Annotated in this window: 24 protein-coding genes; 17 read left to right on the top strand and 7 right to left on the bottom strand. The window is 64.9% G+C overall.

Annotated elements, in window-relative coordinates; translation table 11 throughout:
• Positions 1 to 42: 42 nt before the first annotated feature.
• From N3C64_RS13425 to N3C64_RS13410, 4 genes are all read left to right on the top strand, one after another.
• Positions 43 to 1,356, top strand: coding sequence for an amidase (locus tag N3C64_RS13425; RefSeq protein WP_260014845.1), 1,314 nt, complete (start codon positions 43 to 45; stop codon positions 1,354 to 1,356).
• 119 nt (positions 1,357 to 1,475) lie between these two features.
• The gene (locus N3C64_RS13420; protein WP_260014844.1) at positions 1,476 to 2,654 is read left to right on the top strand and encodes an aminotransferase class I/II-fold pyridoxal phosphate-dependent enzyme; all 1,179 of its coding nucleotides are present in this window, start codon (positions 1,476 to 1,478) and stop codon (positions 2,652 to 2,654) included.
• Positions 2,655 to 2,666: 12 nt separating this feature from the next.
• Positions 2,667 to 5,729, top strand: a complete 3,063-nt coding sequence (locus N3C64_RS13415; RefSeq protein ID WP_260014843.1) for a DNA translocase FtsK — start codon at positions 2,667 to 2,669, stop codon at positions 5,727 to 5,729.
• An 84-nt stretch (positions 5,730 to 5,813) separates the two neighbouring features.
• The gene (locus N3C64_RS13410; protein ID WP_260014842.1) at positions 5,814 to 6,410 is read left to right on the top strand and encodes a LolA family protein; all 597 of its coding nucleotides are present in this window, start codon (positions 5,814 to 5,816) and stop codon (positions 6,408 to 6,410) included.
• A 3-nt stretch (positions 6,411 to 6,413) separates the two neighbouring features.
• On the opposite strand, the gene N3C64_RS13405 is transcribed toward N3C64_RS13410, so the two are convergent.
• Positions 6,414 to 6,992: a transglycosylase SLT domain-containing protein gene (locus N3C64_RS13405; protein ID WP_260014841.1), complete on the bottom strand. Its 579-nt coding sequence runs from the start codon at positions 6,990 to 6,992 to the stop codon at positions 6,414 to 6,416.
• Positions 6,993 to 7,185: 193 nt separating this feature from the next.
• Between N3C64_RS13405 and hspQ the strand changes: the two genes are divergently transcribed.
• Entirely contained in the window at positions 7,186 to 7,512 is a 327-nt protein-coding gene (gene hspQ / locus N3C64_RS13400; protein WP_218630453.1) for a heat shock protein HspQ, read from the top strand.
• Here the strand turns inward: hspQ and N3C64_RS13395 are convergent.
• Positions 7,472 to 7,987 carry an ATP-binding protein gene (locus N3C64_RS13395; RefSeq protein WP_260014840.1) on the bottom strand — a complete coding sequence of 172 codons (516 nt, stop codon included), beginning with the start codon at positions 7,985 to 7,987 and terminating at the stop codon, positions 7,472 to 7,474. The two genes, hspQ and N3C64_RS13395, sit on opposite strands and share 41 nt — an antisense overlap.
• Positions 7,977 to 8,324 carry an STAS domain-containing protein gene (locus tag N3C64_RS13390; protein WP_260014839.1) on the bottom strand — a complete coding sequence of 116 codons (348 nt, stop codon included), beginning with the start codon at positions 8,322 to 8,324 and terminating at the stop codon, positions 7,977 to 7,979. The genes N3C64_RS13395 and N3C64_RS13390 overlap by 11 nt, the downstream gene beginning before the upstream one ends.
• 93 nt (positions 8,325 to 8,417) lie before the next feature.
• On the opposite strand from N3C64_RS13390, the gene N3C64_RS13385 reads away from it, so the two are divergent.
• From N3C64_RS13385 to N3C64_RS13370, 4 genes are all read left to right on the top strand, one after another.
• Positions 8,418 to 9,596: an acetyl-CoA C-acyltransferase gene (locus N3C64_RS13385; protein ID WP_260014838.1), complete on the top strand. Its 1,179-nt coding sequence runs from the start codon at positions 8,418 to 8,420 to the stop codon at positions 9,594 to 9,596.
• 73 nt (positions 9,597 to 9,669) lie between these two features.
• Positions 9,670 to 10,125, top strand: a complete 456-nt coding sequence (msrC, locus tag N3C64_RS13380; RefSeq protein WP_218630457.1) for a free L-methionine (R)-S-oxide reductase MsrC — start codon at positions 9,670 to 9,672, stop codon at positions 10,123 to 10,125.
• A gap of 69 nt (positions 10,126 to 10,194) precedes the next feature.
• A complete protein-coding gene (locus N3C64_RS13375) occupies positions 10,195 to 10,821 on the top strand; it encodes a LysE family translocator (RefSeq protein ID WP_260014837.1) in 627 nt (208 codons plus the stop codon).
• A 37-nt stretch (positions 10,822 to 10,858) separates the two neighbouring features.
• Positions 10,859 to 11,512, top strand: coding sequence for a pseudouridine synthase (locus N3C64_RS13370; protein WP_260014836.1), 654 nt, complete (start codon positions 10,859 to 10,861; stop codon positions 11,510 to 11,512).
• 3 nt (positions 11,513 to 11,515) lie between these two features.
• Here N3C64_RS13370 and N3C64_RS13365 read toward each other — a convergent pair whose 3' ends face one another.
• The 4 genes from N3C64_RS13365 to N3C64_RS13350 all read right to left on the bottom strand — a co-directional run bounded on the left by N3C64_RS13365 (position 11,516) and on the right by N3C64_RS13350 (position 15,583).
• Positions 11,516 to 12,658, bottom strand: coding sequence for a saccharopine dehydrogenase C-terminal domain-containing protein (locus N3C64_RS13365; protein ID WP_260014835.1), 1,143 nt, complete (start codon positions 12,656 to 12,658; stop codon positions 11,516 to 11,518).
• A gap of 9 nt (positions 12,659 to 12,667) precedes the next feature.
• Positions 12,668 to 12,907 carry a WGR domain-containing protein gene (locus tag N3C64_RS13360; protein ID WP_260014834.1) on the bottom strand — a complete coding sequence of 80 codons (240 nt, stop codon included), beginning with the start codon at positions 12,905 to 12,907 and terminating at the stop codon, positions 12,668 to 12,670.
• 67 nt (positions 12,908 to 12,974) lie between these two features.
• The gene (locus tag N3C64_RS13355) at positions 12,975 to 13,679 is read right to left on the bottom strand and encodes a response regulator transcription factor (protein ID WP_218630461.1); all 705 of its coding nucleotides are present in this window, start codon (positions 13,677 to 13,679) and stop codon (positions 12,975 to 12,977) included.
• Positions 13,676 to 15,583: a PAS-domain containing protein gene (locus N3C64_RS13350; RefSeq protein ID WP_218630462.1), complete on the bottom strand. Its 1,908-nt coding sequence runs from the start codon at positions 15,581 to 15,583 to the stop codon at positions 13,676 to 13,678. The genes N3C64_RS13355 and N3C64_RS13350 overlap by 4 nt, the downstream gene beginning before the upstream one ends.
• Before the next feature lie 193 nt (positions 15,584 to 15,776).
• Between N3C64_RS13350 and N3C64_RS13345 the strand changes: the two genes are divergently transcribed.
• The 8 genes from N3C64_RS13345 (at position 15,777) to N3C64_RS13310 (ending at position 24,629) form a co-directional block, all read left to right on the top strand.
• The gene (locus N3C64_RS13345; protein ID WP_218630463.1) at positions 15,777 to 17,744 is read left to right on the top strand and encodes a long-chain fatty acid--CoA ligase; all 1,968 of its coding nucleotides are present in this window, start codon (positions 15,777 to 15,779) and stop codon (positions 17,742 to 17,744) included.
• Positions 17,741 to 18,559, top strand: coding sequence for an ABC transporter ATP-binding protein (locus tag N3C64_RS13340; protein WP_218630464.1), 819 nt, complete (start codon positions 17,741 to 17,743; stop codon positions 18,557 to 18,559). The genes N3C64_RS13345 and N3C64_RS13340 overlap by 4 nt, the downstream gene beginning before the upstream one ends.
• An 83-nt stretch (positions 18,560 to 18,642) precedes the next feature.
• The gene (locus N3C64_RS13335) at positions 18,643 to 19,629 is read left to right on the top strand and encodes a branched-chain amino acid ABC transporter permease (RefSeq protein WP_218630465.1); all 987 of its coding nucleotides are present in this window, start codon (positions 18,643 to 18,645) and stop codon (positions 19,627 to 19,629) included.
• A 165-nt stretch (positions 19,630 to 19,794) separates the two neighbouring features.
• Positions 19,795 to 19,974, top strand: coding sequence for a hypothetical protein (locus tag N3C64_RS13330; protein ID WP_218630466.1), 180 nt, complete (start codon positions 19,795 to 19,797; stop codon positions 19,972 to 19,974).
• Positions 19,975 to 20,023: 49 nt separating this feature from the next.
• Entirely contained in the window at positions 20,024 to 21,100 is a 1,077-nt protein-coding gene (locus N3C64_RS13325) for a branched-chain amino acid ABC transporter permease (protein ID WP_218630467.1), read from the top strand.
• Between the two features lie 64 nt (positions 21,101 to 21,164).
• Positions 21,165 to 22,451: an ABC transporter substrate-binding protein gene (locus tag N3C64_RS13320; protein ID WP_218630468.1), complete on the top strand. Its 1,287-nt coding sequence runs from the start codon at positions 21,165 to 21,167 to the stop codon at positions 22,449 to 22,451.
• A gap of 53 nt (positions 22,452 to 22,504) precedes the next feature.
• Positions 22,505 to 23,326: an ABC transporter ATP-binding protein gene (locus N3C64_RS13315; RefSeq protein ID WP_218630469.1), complete on the top strand. Its 822-nt coding sequence runs from the start codon at positions 22,505 to 22,507 to the stop codon at positions 23,324 to 23,326.
• Positions 23,327 to 23,408: 82 nt separating this feature from the next.
• Positions 23,409 to 24,629, top strand: coding sequence for a phenylacetate--CoA ligase family protein (locus tag N3C64_RS13310; RefSeq protein WP_218630470.1), 1,221 nt, complete (start codon positions 23,409 to 23,411; stop codon positions 24,627 to 24,629).
• Positions 24,630 to 24,661: the final 32 nt, after the last annotated feature.

Raw genomic sequence — 24,661 nt, 5'->3', positions numbered from 1 at the left:
TGCGCAGCCTAGTCGCTAGCCTCGCTGAAAACGGAGGTCGGCATGGATCGGTTCGCAAGCGCAGTTGAGCAGGGGCAGGCCATCGGGGCGGGCAAGCTTTGCCCCGTCGATCTGACCGAGGCCTATCTGGAGGCCGCCGCGGGCGCGCCCGATGTCTATGCGAGGCTCACGCCCAAACGCGCCCGGGCCGAGGCGATGGCCGCGCGTTCGCGCGCCAAGAACGGCACCCGGCGCGGGCTGCTCGATGGTGTCAGCCTGAGTTGGAAGGATCTTTTCGACAGCGCGGGCGTGGCGACCGAGGCGGGCTCGCGCCTGCTGGAAGGCCGTATCCCCGAGGAAGACGCCGAGGTGCTGGCCCGCGCGACGCTTGCCGGGTCGGTCTGTCTGGGCAAGACGCATATGACTGAACTGGCCTTTTCCGGCCTTGGCGTGAACCCGATGACGGCGACGCCGCCCAATGCGATCCGCCCTGAACTGGCGCCGGGGGGCTCAAGCTCGGGCGCGGCGGTGTCGGTCAAGCTGGGGCTGGCGGCGGGGGCGATCGGCTCGGATACCGGGGGATCGGTGCGTATTCCCTCCGCATGGAACGATCTTGTTGGCCTCAAGACCACGCACGGCCGGGTTTCGGCCCGTGGGGTGGTGCCGCTCTGCCGCCGGTTCGACACGGTGGGGCCACTGGCGCGTACGGTGGCCGATTGCGCCGCGCTCTTGGCGCTGATCGAGGGGGGTAAGGCCGCCGATCTGCGTGGCGCCGATCTGAAAGGCGCGCGGCTTCTGGTGCTGGAGGGTCTGCCCTTCGATGCCGCGCGCGAGGCGCCGGTTCGCGGCTTCGAGGCGGCGGTGGAGCGTTTGGCCCGTGCGGGCGCGCGGATCGAGCGGCGCGCCCTGCCGATGGTCAAACCCGCCATGGATCTGTCCGGCATCCTTTTCGCGCCCGAGGCTTACGGCATCTGGAAGGACGTGATCGAGGCCGCCCCCGCCAAGATGTATCCGCTCATCCTAGAGCGTTTCCGCTCCGGGGCTGCGGCGTTGGCGGCGAATTACATCGCCGCGTGGGAGGCGCTCGACGCCTATCGCGCCGCCTATCTGGCCGAGACTGCCGAATATGACGCCGTGCTGGTCCCGACCGCGCCGATCCTGCCGCCCGATGCCAAGCGCCTGCTTACCGATCCGGCCTATTTCGCCGCCGAGAACCTTCTGGCGCTGCGCAACACGCGTATCGGCAATATCTTTGGCCTCTGTGCGCTGACCCTGCCCACGGGCGAGCCGATGTGTGGCATATCGCTGATGGCCGCACCCATGGCCGAGGAACGCCTGCTGCGTCTTGGTGCCGCCGCCGAAGCCGCGCTTGGCTGAAAAGACACAATTGCGAATCCCCTCCCGCACCGACCCCGCGCTTTTTCTGGACGGATCGGGCGCGGTTTTGTAACCTGTTGATCAAACGGGGCGAAACGACCCCGATACATGAGGCAAATATGGCGTTTCCCGAGCGGTTCTCGAACCTGCCCGAATATGCGTTTCCGCGTTTGCGGACGCTTCTCGATTCGCACGCTCCGGGCGGCGAACCCATCGCCATGACCATTGGCGAGCCGCGCCACGCCATGCCTGATTTCGTCGGCCCGATCCTCGCGCAAAACCTTGCGGAGTTTGGCAAATACCCGGCCAATGACGGCACGCCCGAGCTGCTTTCGGCGATTTCGGCCTGGCTCAAGAACCGCTACCGCGCCGATGTCGCGCCCGAGCGGATCATGGCGCTGAACGGCACGCGCGAGGGGCTGTTCAACGCGGCCGTGGCGCTTTGCCCGGAAACCAAGAACGGCGCGAAGCCCGTCGTGCTGATCCCGAACCCGTTCTATCAGGTTTACGCCGTTGCCACCGCCACCGTGGGCGCCGAGGCAGTGTTCGTTCCCTCGACCGAATCCACGGGTTTCCTGCCCGATTACGCGGGCCTGCCCGCCGAGGTGCTTGACCGCACCGCCATCGCCTATCTGTGCTCGCCCGCCAATCCGCAGGGCGCGGTTGCCTCGCGCGAGTATCTCAAGACGTTGCTCGCGCTGGCCGAGAAGCACGATTTCCGCATCTTCGCCGACGAATGCTATTCGGAACTCTGGCGGACCGCGCCGCCGCCCGGCGCGCTCGAAGTGGCCAATGACGAGGGTTTCGACCCCGAGCGCGTGATGGTCTTCCACTCGCTCTCGAAACGCTCGAACCTGCCGGGGTTGCGGTCTGGCTTTTGCGCGGGCGGGGTCGAGTGCATCCGCCGCATCCGCCAGCTGCGCGCCTATGCCGGTGCGCCGCTGCCGCTGCCGATCCAGCGCGTCTCGGAAGCCGCCTGGGCCGATGAGGCGCATGTGATCGAGAACCGCGCGCTTTACGCCGAGAAATACGCGATCGCCGAAGAGATTTTCCAGGGCGTGAACAGCTTCCGCCTGCCAGAGGGCGGGTTCTTCCTGTGGCTTCCCGTCGAGGATGGCGAGGAAGCGGCACTGAAACTGTGGCGCGAGACGGGAGTGCGGGTTCTGCCCGGCGCATACCTTTCGCGTGAGGTCGAGGGGTTCAACCCCGGCAAGGGATATATCCGGGTGGCCCTGGTCGCCCCAAAAGAAGAAACGCGGCGCGGGCTGATCAAGCTGCGCGACTGCCTCTATGCGTGAGGACAGGTAAAGATGGCATCCTATCAGGTGAGACAGCGCGACCCCCTACTGGACCAGAACACGCAGGCGATCCTCGAGCGCCGCGGCAAGGAGCTGGTCGGCGCGGTGCTGATTTTTGCCGGGGTTCTCGTGGCGATGCTGCTGGGCAGCTACTCACCCGAAGATCCGAGCTGGATGGCCGCCTCGGAAGAGCCGGTGCAGAACTGGCTTGGCCGGATCGGTGCGGGCATCGCCTCGCCGCTGGTGGTGATCGTCGGGCGCGGGGCGTGGCTCTTGCCGCTTGGCCTGTGGGTTTGGGGGGCGCGTTTCGTCACCCATCGCGGCGAGGAACGCCTGAGCCAGCGCGCCGTTTTGCTGCCGATCGCGGTGGCTGTCGCCTCGGTCTATGCGGCGCTGCTGGTGCCGGGTGCTGACTGGGGTCAGACTTTCGGTCTGGGCGGGCATTTCGGCGACATGATCGCAGGCTCGCTTCTGGGGATCTCGCCGGTGTCGGGGACGGTCGGGTTGAAGCTGCTTTCGCTGGTGCTGGCGGTCCTGACCATCGCCGTGTCGTCCTTCGTGCTGGGTTTCGACCGCGAAGAATGGGGCCTGATCGCGCGTTTTCTGATGCTGGGGACGGTGGCGGCCTATGCCGGGCTGATGACCCTGCTGGGCAAGGGCGCTTCGGCCTCGGTCCGCGCTGCGCAGACGGCAAGCGAACGCGCGCGTCAGCGCCGGGCTGCGGCTGCCGAGCGTGCCGACGACTACGCTACCTGGTCCGCGCAACAGGCCTGGGTGGCCGAGCCGCCGCTGGCCGCGCAGCCCGAGCGCGGCTCGCTTCTGTCGCGCATTCGTCGTGCGCAGGACAATGAGCCGCTGATCGACCCGGACGATCTGGAACCCGAACTGTTTGAGCGTCAGCGCGACTGGCAAAGCGCCGGGGCCGCGCCTTCCGAAGACCGTATTCGCGCCCGCATCGCCGAGGCGGTGAAGACCCGCGCGGCGACCGCCGCGCCCATCCCTGCCGCGCCCGCGGCACCGCTGCGCGCCGAGGTGCGCGTCGAAGAGGCGCCCGCCGCGCCGCCCGCGCCCGCCTCGGTTCTGGCCGCGGTGGCCGCGCGCCTTGCACGCGGGCCCAAGCCGCTTGTGGCCGCAAGTCGCCCGACGGCGCATGCGCTGCGCGCGGAACCCCCGCTGCAAGCCAAGCCCCGCTTCATGCCGGGCAAGGTGCAGGTGCCGGAGCCGAGCCTGATGCAGGCCGACAGCCCGATCCTGACGCTGGACGCGCCCGCCGCGCCACAGTTCGAGCCCTTCGATATCGACCTCGACATGGATGAGGCGCATTTCTCGGCCCCCGAGATGGATGCCGAGACCCAGGATTGGGACGAGACCGCCGATTACGACGACGGTTTCGCCGAGATCGACGGTGAAATCCCGCCCGCTCCGCGGATGGAACTGAACCGCCAGGTGATCCCGCAGGCGCCCGAACGGCGCGTGGTGATGCCGGTCAAGAAGGCGCCCGCGCCCTCGAAGCAGGCGATGGCCGAAGCTCAGCCCACGCTGCGTTTCGAGGCGCCCCAGCACCCCGCCTATGAGGTGCCGCCGCTGTCGCTGCTGACCAACCCGACGACGATCCAGCGTCATTCGCTGTCCGACGAGGCGTTGGAGGAAAACGCCCGGATGCTGGAAAACGTGCTCGACGATTACGGCGTGAAGGGTGAGATCGTCTCGGTCCGCCCTGGTCCCGTCGTCACGATGTACGAACTTGAACCCGCACCGGGCCTGAAAGCCAGCCGCGTGATCGGCTTGGCCGATGATATCGCACGCTCGATGTCGGCGCTGTCGGCGCGTGTCTCGACGGTGCCGGGCCGCTCGGTCATCGGGATCGAACTGCCCAATGCCCACCGCGAGAAGGTTGTGCTGCGCGAGATCCTCGCCGCGCGCGATTTCGGCGACTCGAACCTGCGCCTGCCGCTCGCGCTCGGCAAGGACATCGGCGGCGAGGCAGTCATCGCCAACCTCGCCAAGATGCCGCACCTGCTGATCGCCGGGACCACCGGTTCGGGTAAGTCGGTGGCGATCAACACCATGATCTTGTCGCTGCTTTACAAGCTTTCCCCCGAGGAATGCCGGTTGATCATGATCGACCCGAAGATGTTGGAACTCTCCGTTTATGACGGCATCCCGCATCTGCTGAGCCCCGTTGTGACCGATCCCAAGAAAGCCGTCGTCGCGCTGAAATGGGTCGTGGGCGAGATGGAAGAGCGCTATCGCAAGATGTCCAAGATGGGCGTGCGCAACATCGAGGGCTACAACGGCCGCGTCAAAGAGGCGCTGGCCAAGGGCGAGCTGTTCAAGCGCACCGTCCAGACCGGCTTTGACGAGGAAACCGGCGAGCCGATCTTTGAGACCGACGAGTTCCAGCCGCAACCCTTCCCCTATATCGTCGTCATCGTCGACGAGATGGCCGACCTGATGATGGTCGCGGGCAAGGAGATCGAAGCCTGTATCCAGCGTCTGGCGCAGATGGCACGGGCCTCGGGCATCCACCTGATCATGGCCACGCAGCGCCCCTCGGTCGACGTCATCACCGGCACGATCAAGGCGAACTTCCCCACCCGGATCTCGTTCCAGGTGACCTCGAAGATCGACAGCCGCACCATCCTGGGCGAGCAGGGCGCCGAGCAGCTTCTGGGCATGGGCGACATGCTCTACATGGGCGCCGGCTCGCGCATCACCCGGATCCACGGGCCCTTCGTCAGCGACGAAGAGGTCGAGGAGATCGTGAATCACCTCAAGTCCTTCGGGCCGCCGGAGTACATGTCGGGCGTGGTCGATGGGCCGGATGACGAGATCGCCAGCGATATCGACCAGGTGCTTGGCCTTGGCGGCAATACCGATGGCGAGGATGCGCTCTACGATCAGGCCGTCGCGATCGTCATCAAGGATCGTAAATGCTCGACCTCGTACATCCAGCGCAAGCTGGGGATCGGCTATAACAAGGCCGCGCGACTGGTCGAGCAGATGGAGGATCAGGGCGTTGTCAGCTCGGCCAACCATGTCGGTAAGCGCGAGATCCTTGTGCCCGAGCAATGATCCCGCAGGAACGTGATGAAAGCCCCGCCGATCGTGATCCGGCGGGGCTTTTTCATTTGGCGTGGTGCGGATAAATTCAGGCCCATGAACATGCTTCGCCTTGCCCTTGCGCCCGTTCTCGCCCTCGCATTCGCGGCCCCCGCGTTTGCCGAGAAAATCCCGCTGAACGAGATCTCGCGCTATCTGAACGCGCTGCAAACCGCGCAGGCCGATTTCACGCAGGTGAACTCGGACGGCACGATCTCGACCGGCAAGATCTTCATCAAGCGGCCGGGGCGGGTGCGCTTCGAATATACCTCGGACAAGACGCTGGTTCTGGCAAGCGCGGGGCAGGTGGCCATCTTCGACCCCAAGTCGAACTCGGGCCCCGAGCAATACCCGCTGTCGAAGACGCCGCTGAACCTGATTCTGGCCGCCAATGTCGATCTGGCGCGTGAAAAGATGGTGGTGGGGCATAGCTCTGACGACAAGACCACGCGCGTCGTGGCGCAGGACCCCGAGCACCCGGAATATGGCTCGATCACGCTGGTCTTCACCGAAAAGCCGACGGAACTGCGTCAGTGGATCATCACCGATGACAGCGGCGCCCAGACCACGGTTATCCTCGGCGATCTGACCAAGGGCGTCGATCTGGGCTCGGCGATGTTCAACATCGTGGTTGAAAGCAGCCGCCGGCAGTAAGCCTTACCGGCCGCAGGCGTCCAACTGCGCGCGGTACATCTGCGCGCGGGCCTCGACCTGATCGGACACCGCCAGCAGCCAGCCTTTCGACCGGTAGCTGCCGCTGGCATAGCCCGAGCGCCCCTCGTGATAAGCCAGATACTGGTTGCGCGCGTCGTATTTCGAGATCCCGAGACGCTCGGTGGTACCGTCCATGTACCAGCCCATGAAGTCGCTCGCGTCCTGAAACTTGTTGCGTCTGGCGCTGCGGCGGTTCGTGGCCTCGCGATAATCATCCCAGGTGCTGTCGATCGCCTGGCTGTAACCATAGGCCGAACTTTGGCGTCCGAGCGGGATGATTCCCAAGGCGAAGCGATGCGGCGTCTTGGCATTGCCGATGAACTTCGATTCCTGGTAAATCGTCGCCATCTGAACATGAACGGGCACGCCCCAGCGGGACTCGGTCTTGCGCATGGCCGCAAAATACGAAGGCTTCTCGCGCGCCAGCAGGCATGCGTTGTCCAGATTTCGCGGTGCCCGCGAGTCGCCGCCACCACATGCCGCGACAAGCAGCACGATGGCCAGTTTCAGGATGTTCTTCATGACTGCTCTTTTGCCGTTTGGCTTATTTGTCGATATTTTACGGGATTTCGTCGAAAGGGGAAATCACAAAGCGCCACGAGGGCCGCAAAAGCGGACTGTCGGGCAGCGGGCCACAGATTGTTTCCAGCCAAATTGTGGCGAAATTGTGGACATAAGATGGAGTTAGGCGTTAGGTGGAGCTATGGGTGCCATCATGTACAAGACTCACGCCAAGTATCATATCGGCCAGATCGTCCGTCACCGGAAGCATCCGTTCCGGGGCGTGATCTTCGATGTGGACGCGATGTTCTCGAACACGCAGGAATGGTATGACGCCATTCCCGAAGACAGCCGCCCGTCCAAGGAACAGCCCTTTTATCACCTTCTGGCCGAGAACGACGACAGCTACTACGTCGCCTATGTCTCGGAGCAGAACCTGATGGCCGATTACTCGGGGGAGCCGGTCGAGCATCCCGATCTGCCCGACCTTTTCGGCGATTTCACGGATGGCCGCTATCCGCTTCAGTTTCATCTGAACTGAACGCCTGCAGCGGCAGACGGAAGGCCAGAAGGTTGCGCCCGCCCTCGCGGTGGTAGCCCAGATCCTCGGCCAGATCCCGGATCAGAAACCAGCCAAAACCACCCTCAGGCAGATCCTCTGGCGCCGGGCGTGACGGTGCGCCGTCCCAAAGGTGATCGAGGCAGCGCGCGGGCAGTTCGACGCCGTCGTCGCTGACCGAACAGATCATGCTGCACCTGTCGCGCACCATCGAGAGGGTGATCGTGCCGGTCTCATCGGCGCCATAGCCATGCTCGACGATATTGTTGAGCACCTCTGCCAGAACAAGCTCCAGCGTCCCGGTTTCATCCTCGCTCATCTGCCGGGCGAAGCGCGCACGTGTGGCGCAAAGCGCCGCGCGGACCGACAGCGGGTCGGCCAGAAAACTCAGGTGAAAGACCTGTGCGGTGCCGCGTTTCGGCCGCGCCTCGGTCAGGCCTCGACGTTCAGCCAGCATCCCGCAGCCCCTCTGCCAGCGCGGCATCGGCGTTGGCATGAATGGGGAAAACGGTATCCATCCGCGTCAGGCGAAAGACCTTCTCGACATTGGGCGTAAGGCCGGCCAGTTCCAGCCGCCGCTCTGGCGCGAGCGATTTCATCACCGCCACCACGGCGCCAAGCCCCGAGCTGTCCAGGAATACCACGCGCGACAGATCCAGCACGACCCGCGCCGAGGCGGGGGCGGTTTCCTCGCGCATCCGGTCCTTGAAACGGATCGCCACGGCCGCGTCCAGCCGGTCTTCCTCGACCCGAATAATCAAAGTGTCGCTACGTAACTTTGTAGTCAGGTTCATTTGGGCCTCCGGCACAGGTGCAGTTGTGGCAACACTATCGGCGAATGCTTACCATTCCGTATTCGGAGTACGGGTTTCTTGAGGGAGAAAAGAATGACCGAAGTCGTGATCGTCGGGGCCGCGCGGACACCCATGGGCGGAATGCAGGGAGCGTTCTCCGGTTTGACCGCACCCGAGCTTGGCGGGGCGGCGATCGCGGCCGCGCTGAGTCGTGCAGGCGTCGCACCCGAGCGGGTCGAGGAATTGCTGATGGGCTGCGTGCTGCCCGCAGGGCAGGGGCAGGCCCCGGCGCGCCAGGCGGGTTTTGCCGCCGGATTGCCGCAGGACGTTCCGGCAACGACGCTCAACAAGATGTGCGGCTCCGGGATGAAGGCCGCGATGATGGGCTATGACCAGATCCGTGCTGGCGGGGCCGGGCTGATGGTTGCGGGCGGCATGGAGAGCATGACCAATGCGCCCTACCTGCTGCCCAAGATGCGCGGCGGCGCGCGCCTCGGCCATGCGCAGGTCATCGACCACATGTTCCTCGACGGGCTTGAGGATGCCTATGACAAGGGCCGCCTGATGGGCACCTTCGCCGAGGATTGCGCGCAGGCCTTCCAGTTCACGCGTGAAGAGCAGGACAGCTACGCTCTCGCCTCGCTGACCCGCGCGCTTGAGGCGCAGAAATCGGGCGCTTTCGAGGCCGAAATCATTGCGGTCTCGGTTCCGGGCAAAGGGGGTGCGACCGATGTCGGCATCGACGAACAGCCCGGCAATGCCCGCCCCGACAAGATCCCGCATCTCAAGCCCGCCTTCCGCAAGGACGGTACGGTGACTGCGGCCAACTCTTCCTCGATCTCGGATGGAGCCGCAGCGCTGGTCCTTGCCTCGGCCGAACTGGCCGCCGCCGAAGGCCTGCCCGTGCGCGCCCGCATCCTGGGTCACGCCAGCCACGCCCAAGCCCCGGCCGAGTTCCCCACCGCCCCCGTGCCCGCCGCCGAAAAGCTGCTCAGACGGCTCGGCTGGACGGTCGAGGACGTGGATCTGTGGGAGGTGAACGAGGCCTTCGCCGTCGTGCCCATGGCCTTCATGCGCCGCATGGGCCTGCCGCATGACAAGGTCAACGTGAACGGCGGTGCCTGCGCGCTTGGCCACCCGATCGGTGCCTCGGGCGCGCGGATCATCGTCACCCTCCTGCACGCGCTCGAAACGCGCGGCCTCAAGCGCGGGATCGCCGCAATCTGCATCGGCGGCGGCGAAGGCACGGCCATCGCCATCGAGCGGCCTTGACCTTTTCAACGTGGTCGAAATATCCCACGGGGGTCCGGGGGTGTGAAACCCCCGGCCTTCCTTTGAGGGTAAGATGCGCGTTGATTATGATCAGCTCGAACAGCAGATAGCCGCACTCAGCCATGGCGAGACCGACGAGGTCGCGCTGATGGCAACGCTTGCCTGTGAGATCCATCATGCGGACGATCGCTTTGACTGGACCGGGTTTTACCGCGTGACCGGACCGGAACTCCTCAAGATCGGCCCTTATCAGGGCGGCCATGGTTGCCTTGTCATCCCCTTCTCCAAGGGGGTCTGCGGCGCCGCGGCGCGCACGCGTGAAACCCAGCTCGTGCCGGATGTCGACGCCTTCCCCGGGCACATCGCCTGCTCCTCCTCGACCCGGTCCGAGATCGTGCTTCCCGTCTTCGGGCAAGGCGGACGGCTGATCGGTGTGCTCGACATCGACAGCAACCAGCCCGACGCCTTCACGCCGGAGGACGCTGCACGACTTGGGCGGATCCTCGCCGCGACCTTCGCTGGCGTCTGACGCAAAATCCCGCGTGACGACGCCGCCGCGCTGATCTAGCGTGCCGCAAACAGATGCCCGGAGCGCGCTATGTGGGATACGTTTATGGCCTTTCCGGCCGGAACCTTGGCGGCCTTCATGGTGGGCGCGCTGGTGCTGAACTTCACTCCCGGATCGGATGTGCTTTTCGCCACGGCCTCGGGCATTCAGGGCGGGCCCAAGGCGGGCGCGGCGGCGGGCCTTGGCGTCGGTATCGGTGGTATCGCCCATGTGCTGGCCACGGCCTTCGGGCTTGGCGCGTTGGTCGCGGCGCATCCCGGCGTGCTGGATGTCGTGCGCTGGTTCGGGGCGGGCTATCTGCTCTGGGTCGCCTGGCGCTGTTGGCGCGCGCCGGCGCCCTCGACCAGCTCGATCCAGGGCGCGCTACGCCCCTCAGTGGCCTTTCGCCGCGCGATCATCACCAACCTGCTCAACCCAAAGGTCATGCTCTTCATGCTGGCCTACCTGCCGCAGTTCACCAATCCCTCGGTCGGCCCGATCTGGCAGCAGATCCTGATCCTGGGCACGCTCGTGATGACCACCGGCACTATCGTCACGGCGGGCTACGGGGCAACGGCAGGCTGGCTTGGCGCGCGGCTCGCGCGTCGGATGGGGGTGCTTAACCGTGTCGCGGCGGTCATGTTCGGGGGCCTTGCCGCCAAGCTCGTCCTCGACTGAGCTTGATTTCGCCGCCCCGCCGGGCCATTTGGGCCGCATGAGCGATTTCGTCTATACCCCGACCGCCGAGCAGCCCCGCGTGCTCCACGCCGATCACGAGATCCTGGTGGTGGACAAGCCCGCGGGTCTTCTGTCCGTGCCGGGCAAGGGCGAGAACCGCGCCGATTGCCTGATCAATCGGCTGCGAACGGCTTTTCCCACGATCTTGCTGGTGCATCGGCTGGATATGGATACTTCGGGCGTGATGATCTTTGGCCTGACGCCCCATGCGCAGCGCCACCTCGGCCTGCAATTCGAGAACCGTCAGACGAAGAAACACTACCTTGCGCGGCTCTGGGGGCATCTGGAGCCGAAAGAGGGCACCGTCGATCTGCCGTTGATCGTGGATTGGCCGAACCGCCCGAAGCAGCATGTGAACCATGAAACCGGCAAGCCCGCGCAGACCGGTTGGCGGGTGTTGCGACATGATCCCGACGGCACGACCCGCGCGCGCCTCAACCCGCTGACCGGGCGCAGCCACCAGTTGCGGGTGCATATGCTCTCGCTTGGGCACCCGATCCTGGGCGATCCGCTTTATGCCGAAGGCGCCGCGCGCGATTTTCCGCGCCTGATGCTGCATGCCGAGAGCCTGCGTATCCGCCATCCCGACGGCGGCAAGCACATGACCTTTACGGCGCCCCGCCCGTTCTGAACGTCAGGCCAGATGGTCAATTCGGGCGAGATACTGCGCCTGGCTTTCGAGCGCCCCGAGCCAGCCCTTGACCAGTTTGGGGTCATGCGGCGCCGAATGCACCCCGGCGGGGATCTCGTGGCGCAAGATCGCCTCAACCGCGAGCGAGACCGTGCCCGACACCAGCCGCGCCATGGCCGAGCCGCGCGCGTCGCCCTGAGCATCCAGCATCCAGCTTCGATGCCAGACCGGCCGCCCGTCGTGCTTGGCCTCAAGCGAGACGACCAGCACGACCCGGTCGGGCTCGTCCTTGTGATAGGCGTTCTCGCGCCAGAGCGTGTCGGCCATGTCCGCCAGCCGCTCCTCGGCCTCGGGGCCATCGCGTTCGAGCGCGGCGAAAACCGGCGCCCAGGCATCGGACCAGCCCAGAAGGCGGATCGTGCCGCGCACGAAATCCTCGATCCGCCAGGCGGGGTCGAAGCGATATTCCTCGACGAAGGGCAGGCTGTCGCGATTGGGGTAGACCTCGAAGGTCTCGGGGTGCGGCAGGGGCGCGTCGAAGCGCGAGACCGCCTCCCACGGGTGGCGCACTTTCAACTCGGTGAAATGCCGGATCGAGCGTGCGGGCGTGCGCAGTGCGCGCAGCACGCCAAGCGGCGACCAGCTGAACTTGTAGCGAAACGCGTTCGGATGGGCCGGGATGCCACCGCAGTAGCTGTGAAACGATAGGGTGTTGCCCGCCGCCACCTTCCCCGAGGCGCGATAGCCCGCCACAAGATCATGCGCCATCAGGTGGTCGATGCCGGGGTCAAGCCCGACCTCGGCCAGGATCGTCACGCCCGCCTCGCGCGCAGGGCCATCGAGATCGCGCAACTGCTTCGACAGGTAGGACGAGCAGGCGAAATGCGCGCCCCGGCGCACCGCGATCTGCGCGAGATCACCATGCAGATCGGGCGGCAGCATCGAGACGATCACCTCGCCCGGCTGCACGGTAGCCTCAAGCGCCTGCTGCGAGAAGCCGCTGATCTCAGCCTCGCGCCCGGCCAGAAGGGCGTAGGCGGCAGGCTCGTCGATGGTCCAGACCGTCACCGCGTGTCCGGCGTCGATCAGGCGCCGCAGGCCCGGCCCCGAACTCAGCCCCGTTCCGCACCAGTGAATACGCCCCATCGCCGCCCCTTAGCCTTGCGCGGCGCGGCGTTCGGTCAGCCGATAGCCGCGCCGGATCGCGCGTCCGCGCCAGCGGTCGGCGGCCCGAGCGGCCTCGCGCAGGTTGGAAAACCAGTTCACCCGCATCCCCGCGCGGCGCCCCTGACGGCCCCATTCGCGCAGCACCGAATATTCGCCAAAGAGATTGTCGGCGATCTCGACGCGGTAGAAGGCGCGAGCGGTGGGGCGGTGCAGCAGCAGGCTGAGCATGGCGGGGCCTTGGGTTGGTCTTGTTCCTTCAGGGAATCAGAACCGGGCGGCTGACGCCAGTGCAAAATCACTCCCACCGGACCTCGCCGAGGAAGATATAGCCCGCACCGTAGATCGTCTTGATCAGGCGCGGGTTCTTGGGGTCTTCGCCCAGCTTGGTGCGCAGCCGCGAGATGCGCACATCCATCGCCCGGTCAAAGCTTTCGCCCGCCACGCCGCCAAGGTGTTCTTGCATCTGCGCGCGGGTCAGCAGCCGGTTGGGGCTGTCTAGGAAGAGCCGCAACACCTCGCCCTCGGCATGGGAAAACGGGGTTTCGCGGCCATCTGCGTCGGTCAGCACGTAACGGTCGAAATGGGCGCGCCAGCCCGCGAAATGCGCGATCTGGGCGCTCGTGCTGGCCTCGGTGCGGGACTTGCGCAGGCGCGCACGGATGCGCGCCACGACCTCGGCCGGGTCGAAGGGTTTGATGATGTAGTCATCCGCGCCAAGCTCCAGCCCGGTGACGCGGTCCTGCACCTGCGCGCGGCCCGAGATGATGATGATCGCCGCGCCGGATTCGAGCGCGAGCCGATGCACCAGTGCCAGCCCGTCGCGGTCGGGCAGGCCGAGGTCTACGAGGCAAACATCAAAGGCCGTGCGTTTCAGCGCCGCCTCGAACTCGGTCGCGCGGGAATAGGCCGTGGTACGAAACCCCGCCTCTTCGAGCGTGTCGGCCAGCATCCGGCGGATCTCGGGTTCGTCGTCGAGGATGGCGACATGCGGGGCGGTCATCGGCGTGCTCCGGCGAGTGTGGCGGCGAGGGTTACCGCGTTAAAAGGTTTTTGCAGAACCGGGCAGGGGGCAGAGGCGCGCAGCGCGTCGCCCGGCGGCAGCGAGGTCATCAAAACGACGGGCAGGCGCTCGGCGATGCGGTTGGCAAGATCCACGCCCGAGCCCTCGCCGGGAAGCTGGATGTCCGAGAGCACCATGCCGATATCTGGCAGCGCGAGCAATGCCTCCGCCTCGGCGACGCTGCTGGCCTCGACGACGGTGTGCTCCATGCTGCGCAGCATTTCGCGGGTATGGGCGCGAATCTCTTCATTGTCCTCGACCAGAAGCACCAGCATTGGCGCGGTCTCGGCCTGGGCGGGGCGCAACGGCAGGCGCAGCGCCACGAGCGCGCCTTCGGGGGTGTTTTCCAGCCGCACCGTGCCGCCGGCAAGCTTGGTCTGATCATAGACCATCGACAGGCCCAGCCCCGAGCCCTCACCGCCCTTGGTGGTGAAGAACGGATCGAGCGCGCGGCTCAGCGCCTCTTCGGAGAAGCCCGGGCCGGTGTCGCTGACCGAGATCTCGACCCAGGTGTCGCGCACGGGATGCACCTCAACCCGGATTGTGCCGCCGTGCGGCCCCATCGCATCGCGGGCATTCAGGAGCAGGTTCAATACGCTGTCCTGCAATTGCCCCGGATCGAGCAGCACCGGCCCCTCGATCCCGCCGACGAAGGTTTCCAGTTGCACCGCTTCGCCAAGGGTTGGGCGCGCCATCGCGGCGATATCCTCGATCATCGGGCGCAGCTCGACCGCTTGCGGGCGCAACTCGCGCTTGCCCGAGATCGCGGCGATCCGGTCGAGCAGGGCGCCGCCCCGCCGTGCGGCGGCCAGCGTTGCGCGCACGGCCTCCTGCGCGTCGGGCGACAGGTCCGGCATCCGCTCAAGTCGCCCCTGAAGCCCCAGAATGATCGTCAGGAGGTTGGCGAAATCATGCGCCAGCCCCGAGGTCAGCTGTGCCGCCAGCTCGCGTTTGGAGGATTGCGCCAGTGCTGCGCGGGCCTGCGTTTCGTGGGTGACGTCGGTCGAGAGGATATAGACCCCCTGCACCTGTCCCGAGGCGCCCCGGTCGGGCGTCAGCGCGATGCGGATGCGCCGCCCCGAGGGTTCGTGCGTGATCTCGAGCACGTTGGCCTGACCCGCCAGCGCCTTGACGAAGCCGGGCTCGATCCGCGCAAAAGTGTCGGGCCCGAGCACCGCATCCGCATGTTTCCCGACCGGATCGTCAAGCGAGCCGGGCATGACAGCCGTCAGCTTCCGGTTCGAGAAGGTATAGATGAAGTCGCGGCCCATATGCGCGATATGGGCGGGCATCATTTCGGTCACCTGCCGGGTGCGCGCCTCGATCGCGGTCAGTTCGCGCTGCGCCTCTTCCAGCGCGGCGTTGGTTGCGGCCAGCGCGCGGTTGGCGCCCGCCAGCCGCTCGGCGTTTTCCAGCACCTGCTCGGACAGCTCGGCCGAGCGCGCCCGCAGCAATGCTTCCTGGCGCTTGATCTCGGTGATGTCGGTATAGACGGTCACCCAGCCACCCTGCGGCAGTGGCGCGCCCTCGACCGCGATGGTGCGGCCATTGGTGCGGGTGCGCTCCAGGTAATGCGGCTCGAAGGCGCGGGCCTGTTCGGCGCGCAGCCGCACCGCTTCCTCGATGTCGCCGATGTGGCCGTATTCTCCGCGCAGCGCCAGCAGGCGGATCGTGTCCTCGAACAGGGTGCCGGGGCGCGTATATTCCTCGGGAAGGTCGAACATGCGCTGGTACTGGCGGTTCGAAACGGCCAGCCGCAGATCGCTGTCGAAGATCGACAGAGCCTGTCCGATCAGGTTCAGCCCCGCCTGTGTCAGACGCTCGCGTGGGTCTTCTGCGCTCATCGGTTCCTCCCCTTCCATCGCTAACACTCCGGGGCCGGATGAAAAAGGGGCCTGTTGCTCCGGTAAGAATTCGTTAGATTCAAGAAAAAATCAGGAAAACTTTGACCGCGAGGGTGTCACTGTGCCGCTATGGGGCGCAGGAGGAATCGCCCCTGCGGCGAGAACGCCGGGTAACTGGCGCGAGGGAGGAACAATGGCTGACGCAGTTGCGGCAGAGGGATCTGCGCATTCGATTCCTGCGCTCTTGGCGCGGAACGTGCAGCGATACGGCGGATACCCCGCCTATCGTGAAAAAGAATTCGGCATCTGGCAGAGCTGGACCTGGGCGCAGGCTTCCGAGGAAATCCGCGCCATGGCGATGGGCTTCCTGAGCCTTGGCGTCGAGCGTGGCGACCACATTGCCATCATCGGGCGCAACCGCCCTGCCCATTACTGGGCGATGGTTGCGGCGCAGATGTGCGGGGCCGTGCCGGTGCCGCTCTACCAGGACGCCGTGGCCGAAGAGATGGCCTATGTGCTGGGCCATTGCGGCGCGCGCTTCGTGGTCTGCGGCGACCAGGAGCAGGTCGACAAGGTCGTCGAGGTCGAAGACCAGATCCACTCGATCAAGCATGTCATGTATACCGACAAGCGCGGTATGCGGAAATACGACCACACCCGCATGAACGCGCTGGAGGATGTCGTTTCCGAAGGCCGCGCGGGCCACTACCGCTATGAGGAAGAGCTCAACCACCGCATCGCCGAGTTGAACTACGACTCGACCTGCGTGATGCTCTATACCTCGGGCACCACCGGCAAGCCCAAGGGCGTGGTGCTGTCGAACCGCAACATCATCGAGACCGCCAAGAATTCCTGCGCCTTCGACAAGCTGACCCGGAACGAGGAAGTTCTGGCCTACCTGCCGATGGCCTGGGTGGGCGACTTCATCTTCTCGGTCGGGCAGGCCTATTGGGCGGGCTTCACCGTGAACTGCCCCGAGAACGCCTCGACCATGATGACCGACCTGCGCGAGATCGGGCCGACCTATTTCTTCGCCCCGCCGCGCGTGTTCGAAGGTCAGCTGACCAACGTCATGATCCGCATGGAAGACGCGGGCAAGTTCAAGAAATGGCTGTTCGACCGCTATATGGCGCTGGCGCGCAAGGTGGGACCGGCGATCCTTGACGGCAAGCCGGTCAGCGGCGCGGACCGGCTGGGCTATGCGCTTGGCAATCTCTTTATCTACGGCCCGCTGAAGAACACGCTCGGGTTCACGAATATCCGCGTGGGCTATACCGCGGGCGAGGCCATCGGCCCCGAGATCTTCGATTTCTACCGCTCTTTGGGGATCAACCTCAAACAGCTCTACGGCCAGACCGAGGCGAGCGTTTTCATCACCCAGCAGCCCGATGGCGAAGTGCGCTCCGATACCGTCGGCGTGCCCTCGCCCGGCGTCGAGGTGAAGATCGCCGACAACGGGGAGGTGTTCTACCGCAGCCCCGGCACCTTCGTCGAATACTATAACAACCCCGAAAGCACCGCCTCGACGAAAGATCCCGAGGGCTGGGTGGCAACGGGGGACGCAGGCTTCTTCGAGGAAGGCTCGGGTCACCTGCGTATCATCGACCGCGCCAAGGACGTGGGCAAGATGGCCGACGGGCGGCTGTTCGCACCCAAATACGTTGAAAACAAGCTGAAGTTCTACCCCAACATCCTAGAGGCTGTCGTCTTTGGTGCGGGCAAGGACCGCTGCACGGCCTTCATCAACATCGACCTGAACGCGGTCGGCAACTGGGCCGAGCGCAACAACATCGCCTATGCCTCCTATCAGGAACTGGCGGGTCACCCGAAGGTCTATGAGATGATCAAGAGCCATGTGAACGAGGTGAACGCCTCGGTCGCGCTCGATCCGATGCTGTCGGGCTGCCAGATCCACCGCTTCCTGATCCTGCACAAGGAACTGGATGCCGACGACGGCGAGATGACCCGGACCCGCAAGGTGCGCCGCAATATCGTCGCCGAGAAATTCGCCGACCTTATCGAGGCGCTCTATGACGGGCGTACCAGCATCTACACCGAGACCGAGGTCACCTACGAGGATGGCCGCAAGGGCGCGATCAAGGCGACGCTGAACATCGCCGACGCCGAAGTCGCCCCCGAACAGAGGATGGCCGCGGAATGAACGACATGAGCGACGGTTACATCACCGCAGACGGCCGCCAGATCGGTGGCGTTCTGATGGAGCTGAAGAACATCACCCTCAAGTTCGGTGGGGTTACGGCGATCAGCGACATCTCGTTCGACATCCGTCAGGGCGAGATCCGCGCGATCATCGGCCCCAACGGGGCGGGCAAGTCCTCCATGCTGAACGTCATCTCGGGTTTCTACATCCCGACCGAGGGCGAAGTCTGGTTCAAGGGCTACAAGCGCGGGCCGATGCGCCCCTACGAGATCGCGGGCCTTGGTATCGCGCGTACCTTCCAGAACATCGCGCTGTTTGATGGCATGTCGGTTCTCGACAACATCATGACCGGCCGCCTGACCCTGATGAAATCGGGTCTGCTGAGCCAGGCGATGTGGTGGGGCGGGGCCTCGAAGGAAGAGGACGCGCACCGCGAGAAGGTCGAGAAGATCATCGACTTCCTCGAGATCCAGCCGATCCGCAAGACCCCGGTGGGCCGACTGCCCTACGGTCTGAAGAAGCGGGTCGAACTGGCGCGCGCACTGGCCGCTGAGCCCAAGATCCTGCTTCTGGACGAGCCGATGGCCGGCATGAACGTCGAGGAAAAAGAGGACATGTGCCGCTTCATCCTCGATGTGAACGACGAGTTCGGCACCACCACCGTGCTGATCGAGCATGACATGGGCGTCGTCATGGACCTGTCCGACCGCGTGGTCGTCATGGACTATGGCCGCAAGATCGGCGACGGCCCGCCCGATGAGGTGCGCAACAACCAGGACGTTATCGACGCCTATCTGGGGGTGGCCCATGACTGAGCTTCAGGGCCGCAAACCGGACATGCACACATCCTGCATCCTTGATGCAGACATCATGCAGACGACGCCGACGGGAGGGCACCATGCCTGATCAACTTCTCTTTGCGATGGAAGTGACGCTGAACGGCCTGATGGCCGGCGTCATGTATGCGCTGGTCGCCCTTGGCTTCGTGCTGATTTACAAGGCGTCGGGCATCTTCAACTACGCGCAGGGCGTGCTGGCGCTGTTCGCGGCGCTGACGCTGGTGGGCATCCAGCAGGGTCAGGTGCCCTTCGCCCACCTGATCAACGCGATGACAGGGATGCATGTCAGCCACTTCGGCTGGACCGTCCCCTCTATTCTGGCCATCATCCTGACCGCTGGCGTGATGGTCGGCCTTGCGATCGTCATCGAGAAGCTGGTGCTCAAACACCTCGTCAACCAGGCGCCGATCATCCTGTTCATGGCGACCATCGGTCTGGCTTATTTCCTTGAAGGTTTCGGCGACGTCATGTGGGGCGCCGATATCAAGAAGCTCGACGTCGGCCTGCCGCAGGGTATCTCGGAGACCGTGGAGAGCGTGACCGACAGCCTGTTCGGCTATGGTTTCTTCATCGACAACCTCGACATCGTGGCCACCGTCGTGGCGGTGCTGCTGGTGACCGCGCTGACGCTGTTCAGCCAGTACTCCAAACAGGGCCGCGCGCTGCGCGCCGTGGCAGACGACCACCAGGCCGCGCTGTCGGTAGGCATCTCGCTGCGCTTCATCTGGATCCTCGTGTGGTCGATCGCAGGCTTTGTGGCGCTGGTCGCAGGGATCATGTGGGGCTCGAAGTCGGGCGTGCAGTTCTCGCTGTCGCTGATCGCGCTCAAGGCGCTGCCGGTGCTGATGCTGGGCGGTTTCACCTCGATCCCGGGCGCCATCGTGGGCGGTCTGATCATCGGTGTGGGCGAGAAGCTGTTCGAATTCACCATCGGTCCGATGATCGGCGGCGCGACCGAGAACTGGTTCGCCTATGTGCTGGCGCTGATCTTCCTCGTGTTCCGGCCGCAGGGTCTGTTCGGCGAAAAGATCATCGAGCGGGTGTGATCGATATGGCTAACATTCACGGAAAGAAATCTGTTGATCAGGGCGCCGCGCTGCGACATCCTGCCGCAGATTCGGCAGCAAACGGGCAGGGAGGCCTGAGCCGAAGGGAAGGGAGCCATATGCGGCCCCAGATGGCCGCGACAAGGATTGGGAGGTCCTTCGGTCATGAAAACCTGCGCGACTGTCTTCACTATCGGATGGGCTGCAGCACTAGCCTTCGGCTGGATCGCGCTTGCCGCGCCGAGTTCGGAACCGATGGGGCTGCAGGTCACCAACATGCTGCTCGCAGCCGCCGGAGCGGCGGTCGGGCTCTGGTCCTGGCTGCGGTTGCGCCGGGGCTGCTGATCGGGGGCGGAACGACCTTCCCCCGCAACAATGACGGGGGGAGGCTCTGATGTTCTACCGCGAGGCCGGTGATTTCAAAACGTCCTATCGGGAGGACAGCCAAACCTTCCCGATCAAGTTCGACCGCCTGCGCTACTACGCGGTGCTGGCAGTCGCCTTCGGGGTGATCCCGCTATTCATCAACGATTACTGGGCGAACGCTGTGTTCGTGCCGTTCCTGATCTACTCGATCGCGGCGATCGGGCTGAATATTCTGGTCGGCTTTGCCGGACAGGTCAGCCTGGGTACCGGCGGCTTCATGGCCGTGGGCGCCTATGCCGTCTACAAGCTGATGACCGCCTTTCCTGAGGTGTCGATCTTCTTCCACGTGCTGATCGCGGGCGGCATCACCGCCGCCGTGGGGGTTCTGTTCGGCCTTCCGTCGCTGCGCATCAAGGGCTTCTACCTTGCGGTGGCAACGCTGGCGGCGCAGTTCTTCCTTGTGTGGCTCTTCAACAAGGTTCCGTGGTTCTACAACTACTCGGCCTCGGGTCAGATCAACGCGCCCGACCGCACGATCTTCGGTGTCTTTGTCACCGGTGCGCAGACCTCGGCTACCGCGAAGTACATGTTCTGCCTGGTCATGCTGACGATCGTCGCGGTGATCGCGCGCAACCTGACGCGCGGCACCGTGGGGCGCAAGTGGATGGCGATCCGCGACATGGATATCGCCGCCGAGATCATCGGGGTGAACCCGCTGAGCACCAAGATCACCGCCTTTGCCGTCAGCTCGTTCTTCATTGGCATCGCCGGGGCGCTGTTCTTCGCGGTCTATCTGGGCGCGGCCGAGGTGGGCGAAGCCTTCGGTATCCAGAAGTCCTTCCTGATCCTCTTCATGGTGATCATCGGGGGTCTGGGGTCGATCTTCGGCAGCTTCGCAGGCGCGGCCTTCCTGGTCCTGTTGCCGGTGCTTCTGAAGAACGTGCTCGTGGGGACGCTGGGTTGGCCGACCGACTTGGCGGCGCATATCGAGCTGATGATCGTGGGCGGTCTGATCGTGATCTTCCTGATCGCGGAACCGCATGGCCTGGCGCAACTGTGGCGCGTGGCGAAAGAAAAACTGAGACTCTGGCCCTTCCCGCACTGAGGGGCCAGCCAAGAACCGGGCAACCGGCAACCGACACCTGAATACGTTCTGGGAGGATTGACGTATGAAGAAGACTTTTGCAGCACTTGCGGCCGCGACCATCGCCGCCACCGCCGCTCCGGCAATGGCCGACCTGGTTGTGCCGAACATGAGCTACCGCACCGGGGCCTATGCCGCCAACGGCATCCCCTACGCGGATGGCTTCAACGACTATTTCACGCTGCTCAACGAGCGTGACGGCGGCATCGGCGGCGAGAAGGTCGTCGTTCCGGAATGCGAGACCGCCTACAACACCGAAAAGGGTGTGGAATGCTACGAGTCGACCAAGGGCATGGGCGCGCTTGTCTATAACCCGCTCTCGACCGGTATCACCTATCAGCTGATCCCGAAGGTCTCGGCCGACGGCATCACGCTTTACACCCCGGGCTACGGCCGTACCTCGGCCGCCAACGGCAAGGTGTTTGAATGGGTGTTCAACTACCCGGCGAACTACTGGGACGGCGCCAGCGTTGCGGTCAAGCACCTGCTCGACGTCAACGGCGGCGATCTGAACGGCAAGAAAATCGCGCTCGTCTATCACAACTCGGCCTATGGTAAGGAACCGATCCGCACCCTGACCGAGCTGTCGAAGAAGCACGGCTTCACGCTGGTCGAACTGCCGGTCGATCACCCTGGCCAGGAACAGAAGTCGCAGTGGCTGCAGATCCGCCGTGACAAGCCCGATTACGTCCTGATGTGGGGCTGGGGTGTCATGAACCAGGTCGCGATTCAGGAAGCCGTGAACATCAAGTTCCCGATGGAGAACTTCATCGGCATCTGGTGGTCGGGTTCGGAGAACGACGTGGGTCCGGCCGGTGACGGCGCCAATGGCTACAAGACCATCAGCTTCCACGGCACGGGCGCGAACTTCCCGATCAACGACGACCTGAAGAAGTACGTTCTCGACGCCGGCAAGGGCTCGGGTGCGGGCGATCAGGTGGGCACGGTGCTCTATTCGCGCGGCATGTACGCGGCGATGACCATCTCGGAAGCGATCCGCAAGGCGCAGGAAATCGCCGGCACCTCGGCGGTGAACGCGGCACAGGTGCGCGAGGGCTTCGAGAACCTCAACCTGACCGAAGAGCGTCTGACCGAGCTTGGCCTGCCCGATTTCGCCCAGCCGATCACGGCGAACTGCGCCGATCACGGTGGCCCGGGTTCGGCCCGCATCTACCAGTGGGATGCCGGTGGCAAGACCTGGAACGCGGTGTCGGACTGGATCACCTCGGACGCCGACGTGCTTGACCCGCTGGTCGCCGAAGACTCGGCTGCCTTCGCGGCTGAAGCCGGCATCACCGAGCGCTGCAACTAAGCTGACCTCCCCCCGGCCGTTCGCGGCCGGGGGCCTCATTCACGGAGAATGCCATGCTCGACGCCGGGAAAACCGAGACCCTTCTCGAGGTCAACAACATCGAGGTGATCTACAACCACGTCATCCTCGTTCTGAAAGGCGTAAGCCTGAGCGTGCCCAAGGGCGGTATCACCGCGCTTCTGGGCGGCAACGGCGCGGGCAAGACGACGACGCTCAAGGCTGTTTCCAACCTGCTCAAATCCGAGCGCGGCGAGGTGACCAAAGGATCGATCATCTATCGCGGCGAGCGCGTGCAGGAACTGTCCCCGGCCGATCTGGTGCGCAAGGGCGTGATCCAGGTGATGGAGGGCCGCCACTGCTTTGAGCACCTCACCGTCGAGGAAAACCTGCTGACCGGCGCCTATACCCGCACCGACGGGCGCGCCGAGATCCAGAAGGACCTCGAGATGGTCTATAACTACTTCCCGCGCCTGAAAGAGCGCCGCAAGAGTCAGGCGGGCTATACGTCGGGCGGGGAGCAGCAGATGGTCGCCATGGGCCGCGCACTGATGTCGCGCCCCGAGACGATCCTGCTCGACGAACCCTCGATGGGCCTAGCGCCGCAGCTGGTTGAGCAGATCTTTGAGATCGTGAAAGCGGTCAACGAAGGCGAAGGCGTGACCTTCCTGCTGGCCGAGCAGAACACCAACGTCGCGCTGCGCTACGCGCATTACGGCTATATTCTGGAATCCGGCCGCGTCGTGATGGACGGCCCTGCCAAGGCGCTGCGCGAGAACCCGGATGTGAAGGAATTCTACCTGGGCGTCTCGGACGATGGGCGCAAGAGCTTCCGCGAAGTACGCAGCTATCGCCGTCGTAAGCGCTGGCTGGCGTAACGCAACTGACTGAATTCAAACGATTGCTGCGCAGAATGCTGCTGCGCAGAAAGATGACTTATACCCCGATGGAGGGTCCGACATGAGCCGCTACTACGACGATCTCGAAACCCGCTCGGTCGATGAGCGCGCGGCTGCGCTGGCTCGGGATCTGCCGCAGGTGATCGCGCGGGCGCTGAGCGCGCCGGGTATGGCGGCGCATCTGGGCCCGGTCGAGGCGGGGCAGATCACCTCTCGTGCGGCGCTGGCCCGCTTGCCGGTGCTGCGCAAGTCGGACCTGGGCGCCGCGCAGAAGGCGCAGGCGCCCTTCGGCGGGCTGACCAGCAAACCAGCCCATGCCTTTGCCCATATCTTCCAGAGCCCCGGTCCGATCTACGAGCCGGGCGATGTGAGCCATGACTGGTGGCGCATGGGCCGCTTCCTGCATGCCTGTGGTGTGGGCCAGGGCGATATCGTGCAGAACTGCTTTGGCTATCACCTGACGCCCGCAGGGATGATCTTTGAATCCGGGGCGCGGGCCGTTGGCGCAGCGGTGCTGCCCGCCGGGACCGGGCAGACCGAGTTGCAGGTGCGCGCCGCGGTGGATATCGGCACGACGGTCTATTCGGGCACGCCTGACTATCTCAAGATCATTCTCGACAAGGCCGAGGAGATGGGGGAACGCCTGGGCATTACCCGCGCGGCCGTGGGCGGGGGGGCGCTGTTCCCGAGCCTGCGCAAGGAATACGCGGATCGCGGCATCCAGTGCCTTCAGTGCTACGCCACGGCGGATCTGGGCAATATTGCCTACGAATCCGACGCGATGGAGGGGATGATCCTCGACGAGGGTGTGATCGTCGAGATCGTGCGCCCCGGCACCGGCGATCCGGTGCCCGATGGCGAGGTCGGCGAAGTCATCGTCACCACGCTCAACCCCGATTACCCGCTAGTGCGTTTCGCCACCGGCGATCTGAGCGCGATCATGCCCGGCATCTCGCCCTGCGGACGCACCAATCAGCGCATCAAGGGCTGGATGGGACGGGCCGATCAGACCACCAAGATCAAGGGTATGTTCGTGCGCCCCGAGCAAGTCGCGGCCTTTGTCGCGGCTCATCCGGAGGTCGCGCGTGCGCGCGTGATCGCCACGCGCGACGGCGAGATGGACGTCATGACGGTTCAGATCGAGACCGAAGCCTCGGACCCGGCGCGCTTCAATGGCGGCGTTGTCGAGGCGCTGAAGATGAAAGGTGTGATCGAACTGGTCGCGCCGGGCAGCCTGCCGAACGACGGCAAGGTGATCGACGATCTGCGCAAATACGACTGAGGGGAGGGGGCGCTGCCCCCTCGCGGCCCTGC

Origin of the sequence: Sedimentimonas flavescens (assembly GCF_025154035.1) — a bacterium.
Classification (GTDB): domain Bacteria; phylum Pseudomonadota; class Alphaproteobacteria; order Rhodobacterales; family Rhodobacteraceae; genus Rhodobacter; species Rhodobacter flavescens.
Note: the sequence above shows the minus strand (reverse complement) of the source record. Positions and strands in the feature narration are given on the sequence as shown.

Coding starts and splice junctions, on each gene's coding strand:
- N3C64_RS13425 (WP_260014845.1), top strand. CDS start 43: ATGGATCGGTTCGCAAGCGCAGTTGAGCAGGGGCAGGCCATCGGGGCG.
- N3C64_RS13420 (WP_260014844.1), top strand. CDS start 1,476: ATGGCGTTTCCCGAGCGGTTCTCGAACCTGCCCGAATATGCGTTTCCG.
- N3C64_RS13415 (WP_260014843.1), top strand. CDS start 2,667: ATGGCATCCTATCAGGTGAGACAGCGCGACCCCCTACTGGACCAGAAC.
- N3C64_RS13410 (WP_260014842.1), top strand. CDS start 5,814: ATGAACATGCTTCGCCTTGCCCTTGCGCCCGTTCTCGCCCTCGCATTC.
- N3C64_RS13405 (WP_260014841.1), bottom strand. CDS start 6,992: ATGAAGAACATCCTGAAACTGGCCATCGTGCTGCTTGTCGCGGCATGT.
- hspQ (WP_218630453.1), top strand. CDS start 7,186: ATGTACAAGACTCACGCCAAGTATCATATCGGCCAGATCGTCCGTCAC.
- N3C64_RS13395 (WP_260014840.1), bottom strand. CDS start 7,987: ATGCTGGCTGAACGTCGAGGCCTGACCGAGGCGCGGCCGAAACGCGGC.
- N3C64_RS13390 (WP_260014839.1), bottom strand. CDS start 8,324: ATGAACCTGACTACAAAGTTACGTAGCGACACTTTGATTATTCGGGTC.
- N3C64_RS13385 (WP_260014838.1), top strand. CDS start 8,418: ATGACCGAAGTCGTGATCGTCGGGGCCGCGCGGACACCCATGGGCGGA.
- msrC (WP_218630457.1), top strand. CDS start 9,670: ATGCGCGTTGATTATGATCAGCTCGAACAGCAGATAGCCGCACTCAGC.
- N3C64_RS13375 (WP_260014837.1), top strand. CDS start 10,195: ATGTGGGATACGTTTATGGCCTTTCCGGCCGGAACCTTGGCGGCCTTC.
- N3C64_RS13370 (WP_260014836.1), top strand. CDS start 10,859: ATGAGCGATTTCGTCTATACCCCGACCGCCGAGCAGCCCCGCGTGCTC.
- N3C64_RS13365 (WP_260014835.1), bottom strand. CDS start 12,658: ATGGGGCGTATTCACTGGTGCGGAACGGGGCTGAGTTCGGGGCCGGGC.
- N3C64_RS13360 (WP_260014834.1), bottom strand. CDS start 12,907: ATGCTCAGCCTGCTGCTGCACCGCCCCACCGCTCGCGCCTTCTACCGC.
- N3C64_RS13355 (WP_218630461.1), bottom strand. CDS start 13,679: ATGACCGCCCCGCATGTCGCCATCCTCGACGACGAACCCGAGATCCGC.
- N3C64_RS13350 (WP_218630462.1), bottom strand. CDS start 15,583: ATGAGCGCAGAAGACCCACGCGAGCGTCTGACACAGGCGGGGCTGAAC.
- N3C64_RS13345 (WP_218630463.1), top strand. CDS start 15,777: ATGGCTGACGCAGTTGCGGCAGAGGGATCTGCGCATTCGATTCCTGCG.
- N3C64_RS13340 (WP_218630464.1), top strand. CDS start 17,741: ATGAACGACATGAGCGACGGTTACATCACCGCAGACGGCCGCCAGATC.
- N3C64_RS13335 (WP_218630465.1), top strand. CDS start 18,643: ATGCCTGATCAACTTCTCTTTGCGATGGAAGTGACGCTGAACGGCCTG.
- N3C64_RS13330 (WP_218630466.1), top strand. CDS start 19,795: ATGAAAACCTGCGCGACTGTCTTCACTATCGGATGGGCTGCAGCACTA.
- N3C64_RS13325 (WP_218630467.1), top strand. CDS start 20,024: ATGTTCTACCGCGAGGCCGGTGATTTCAAAACGTCCTATCGGGAGGAC.
- N3C64_RS13320 (WP_218630468.1), top strand. CDS start 21,165: ATGAAGAAGACTTTTGCAGCACTTGCGGCCGCGACCATCGCCGCCACC.
- N3C64_RS13315 (WP_218630469.1), top strand. CDS start 22,505: ATGCTCGACGCCGGGAAAACCGAGACCCTTCTCGAGGTCAACAACATC.
- N3C64_RS13310 (WP_218630470.1), top strand. CDS start 23,409: ATGAGCCGCTACTACGACGATCTCGAAACCCGCTCGGTCGATGAGCGC.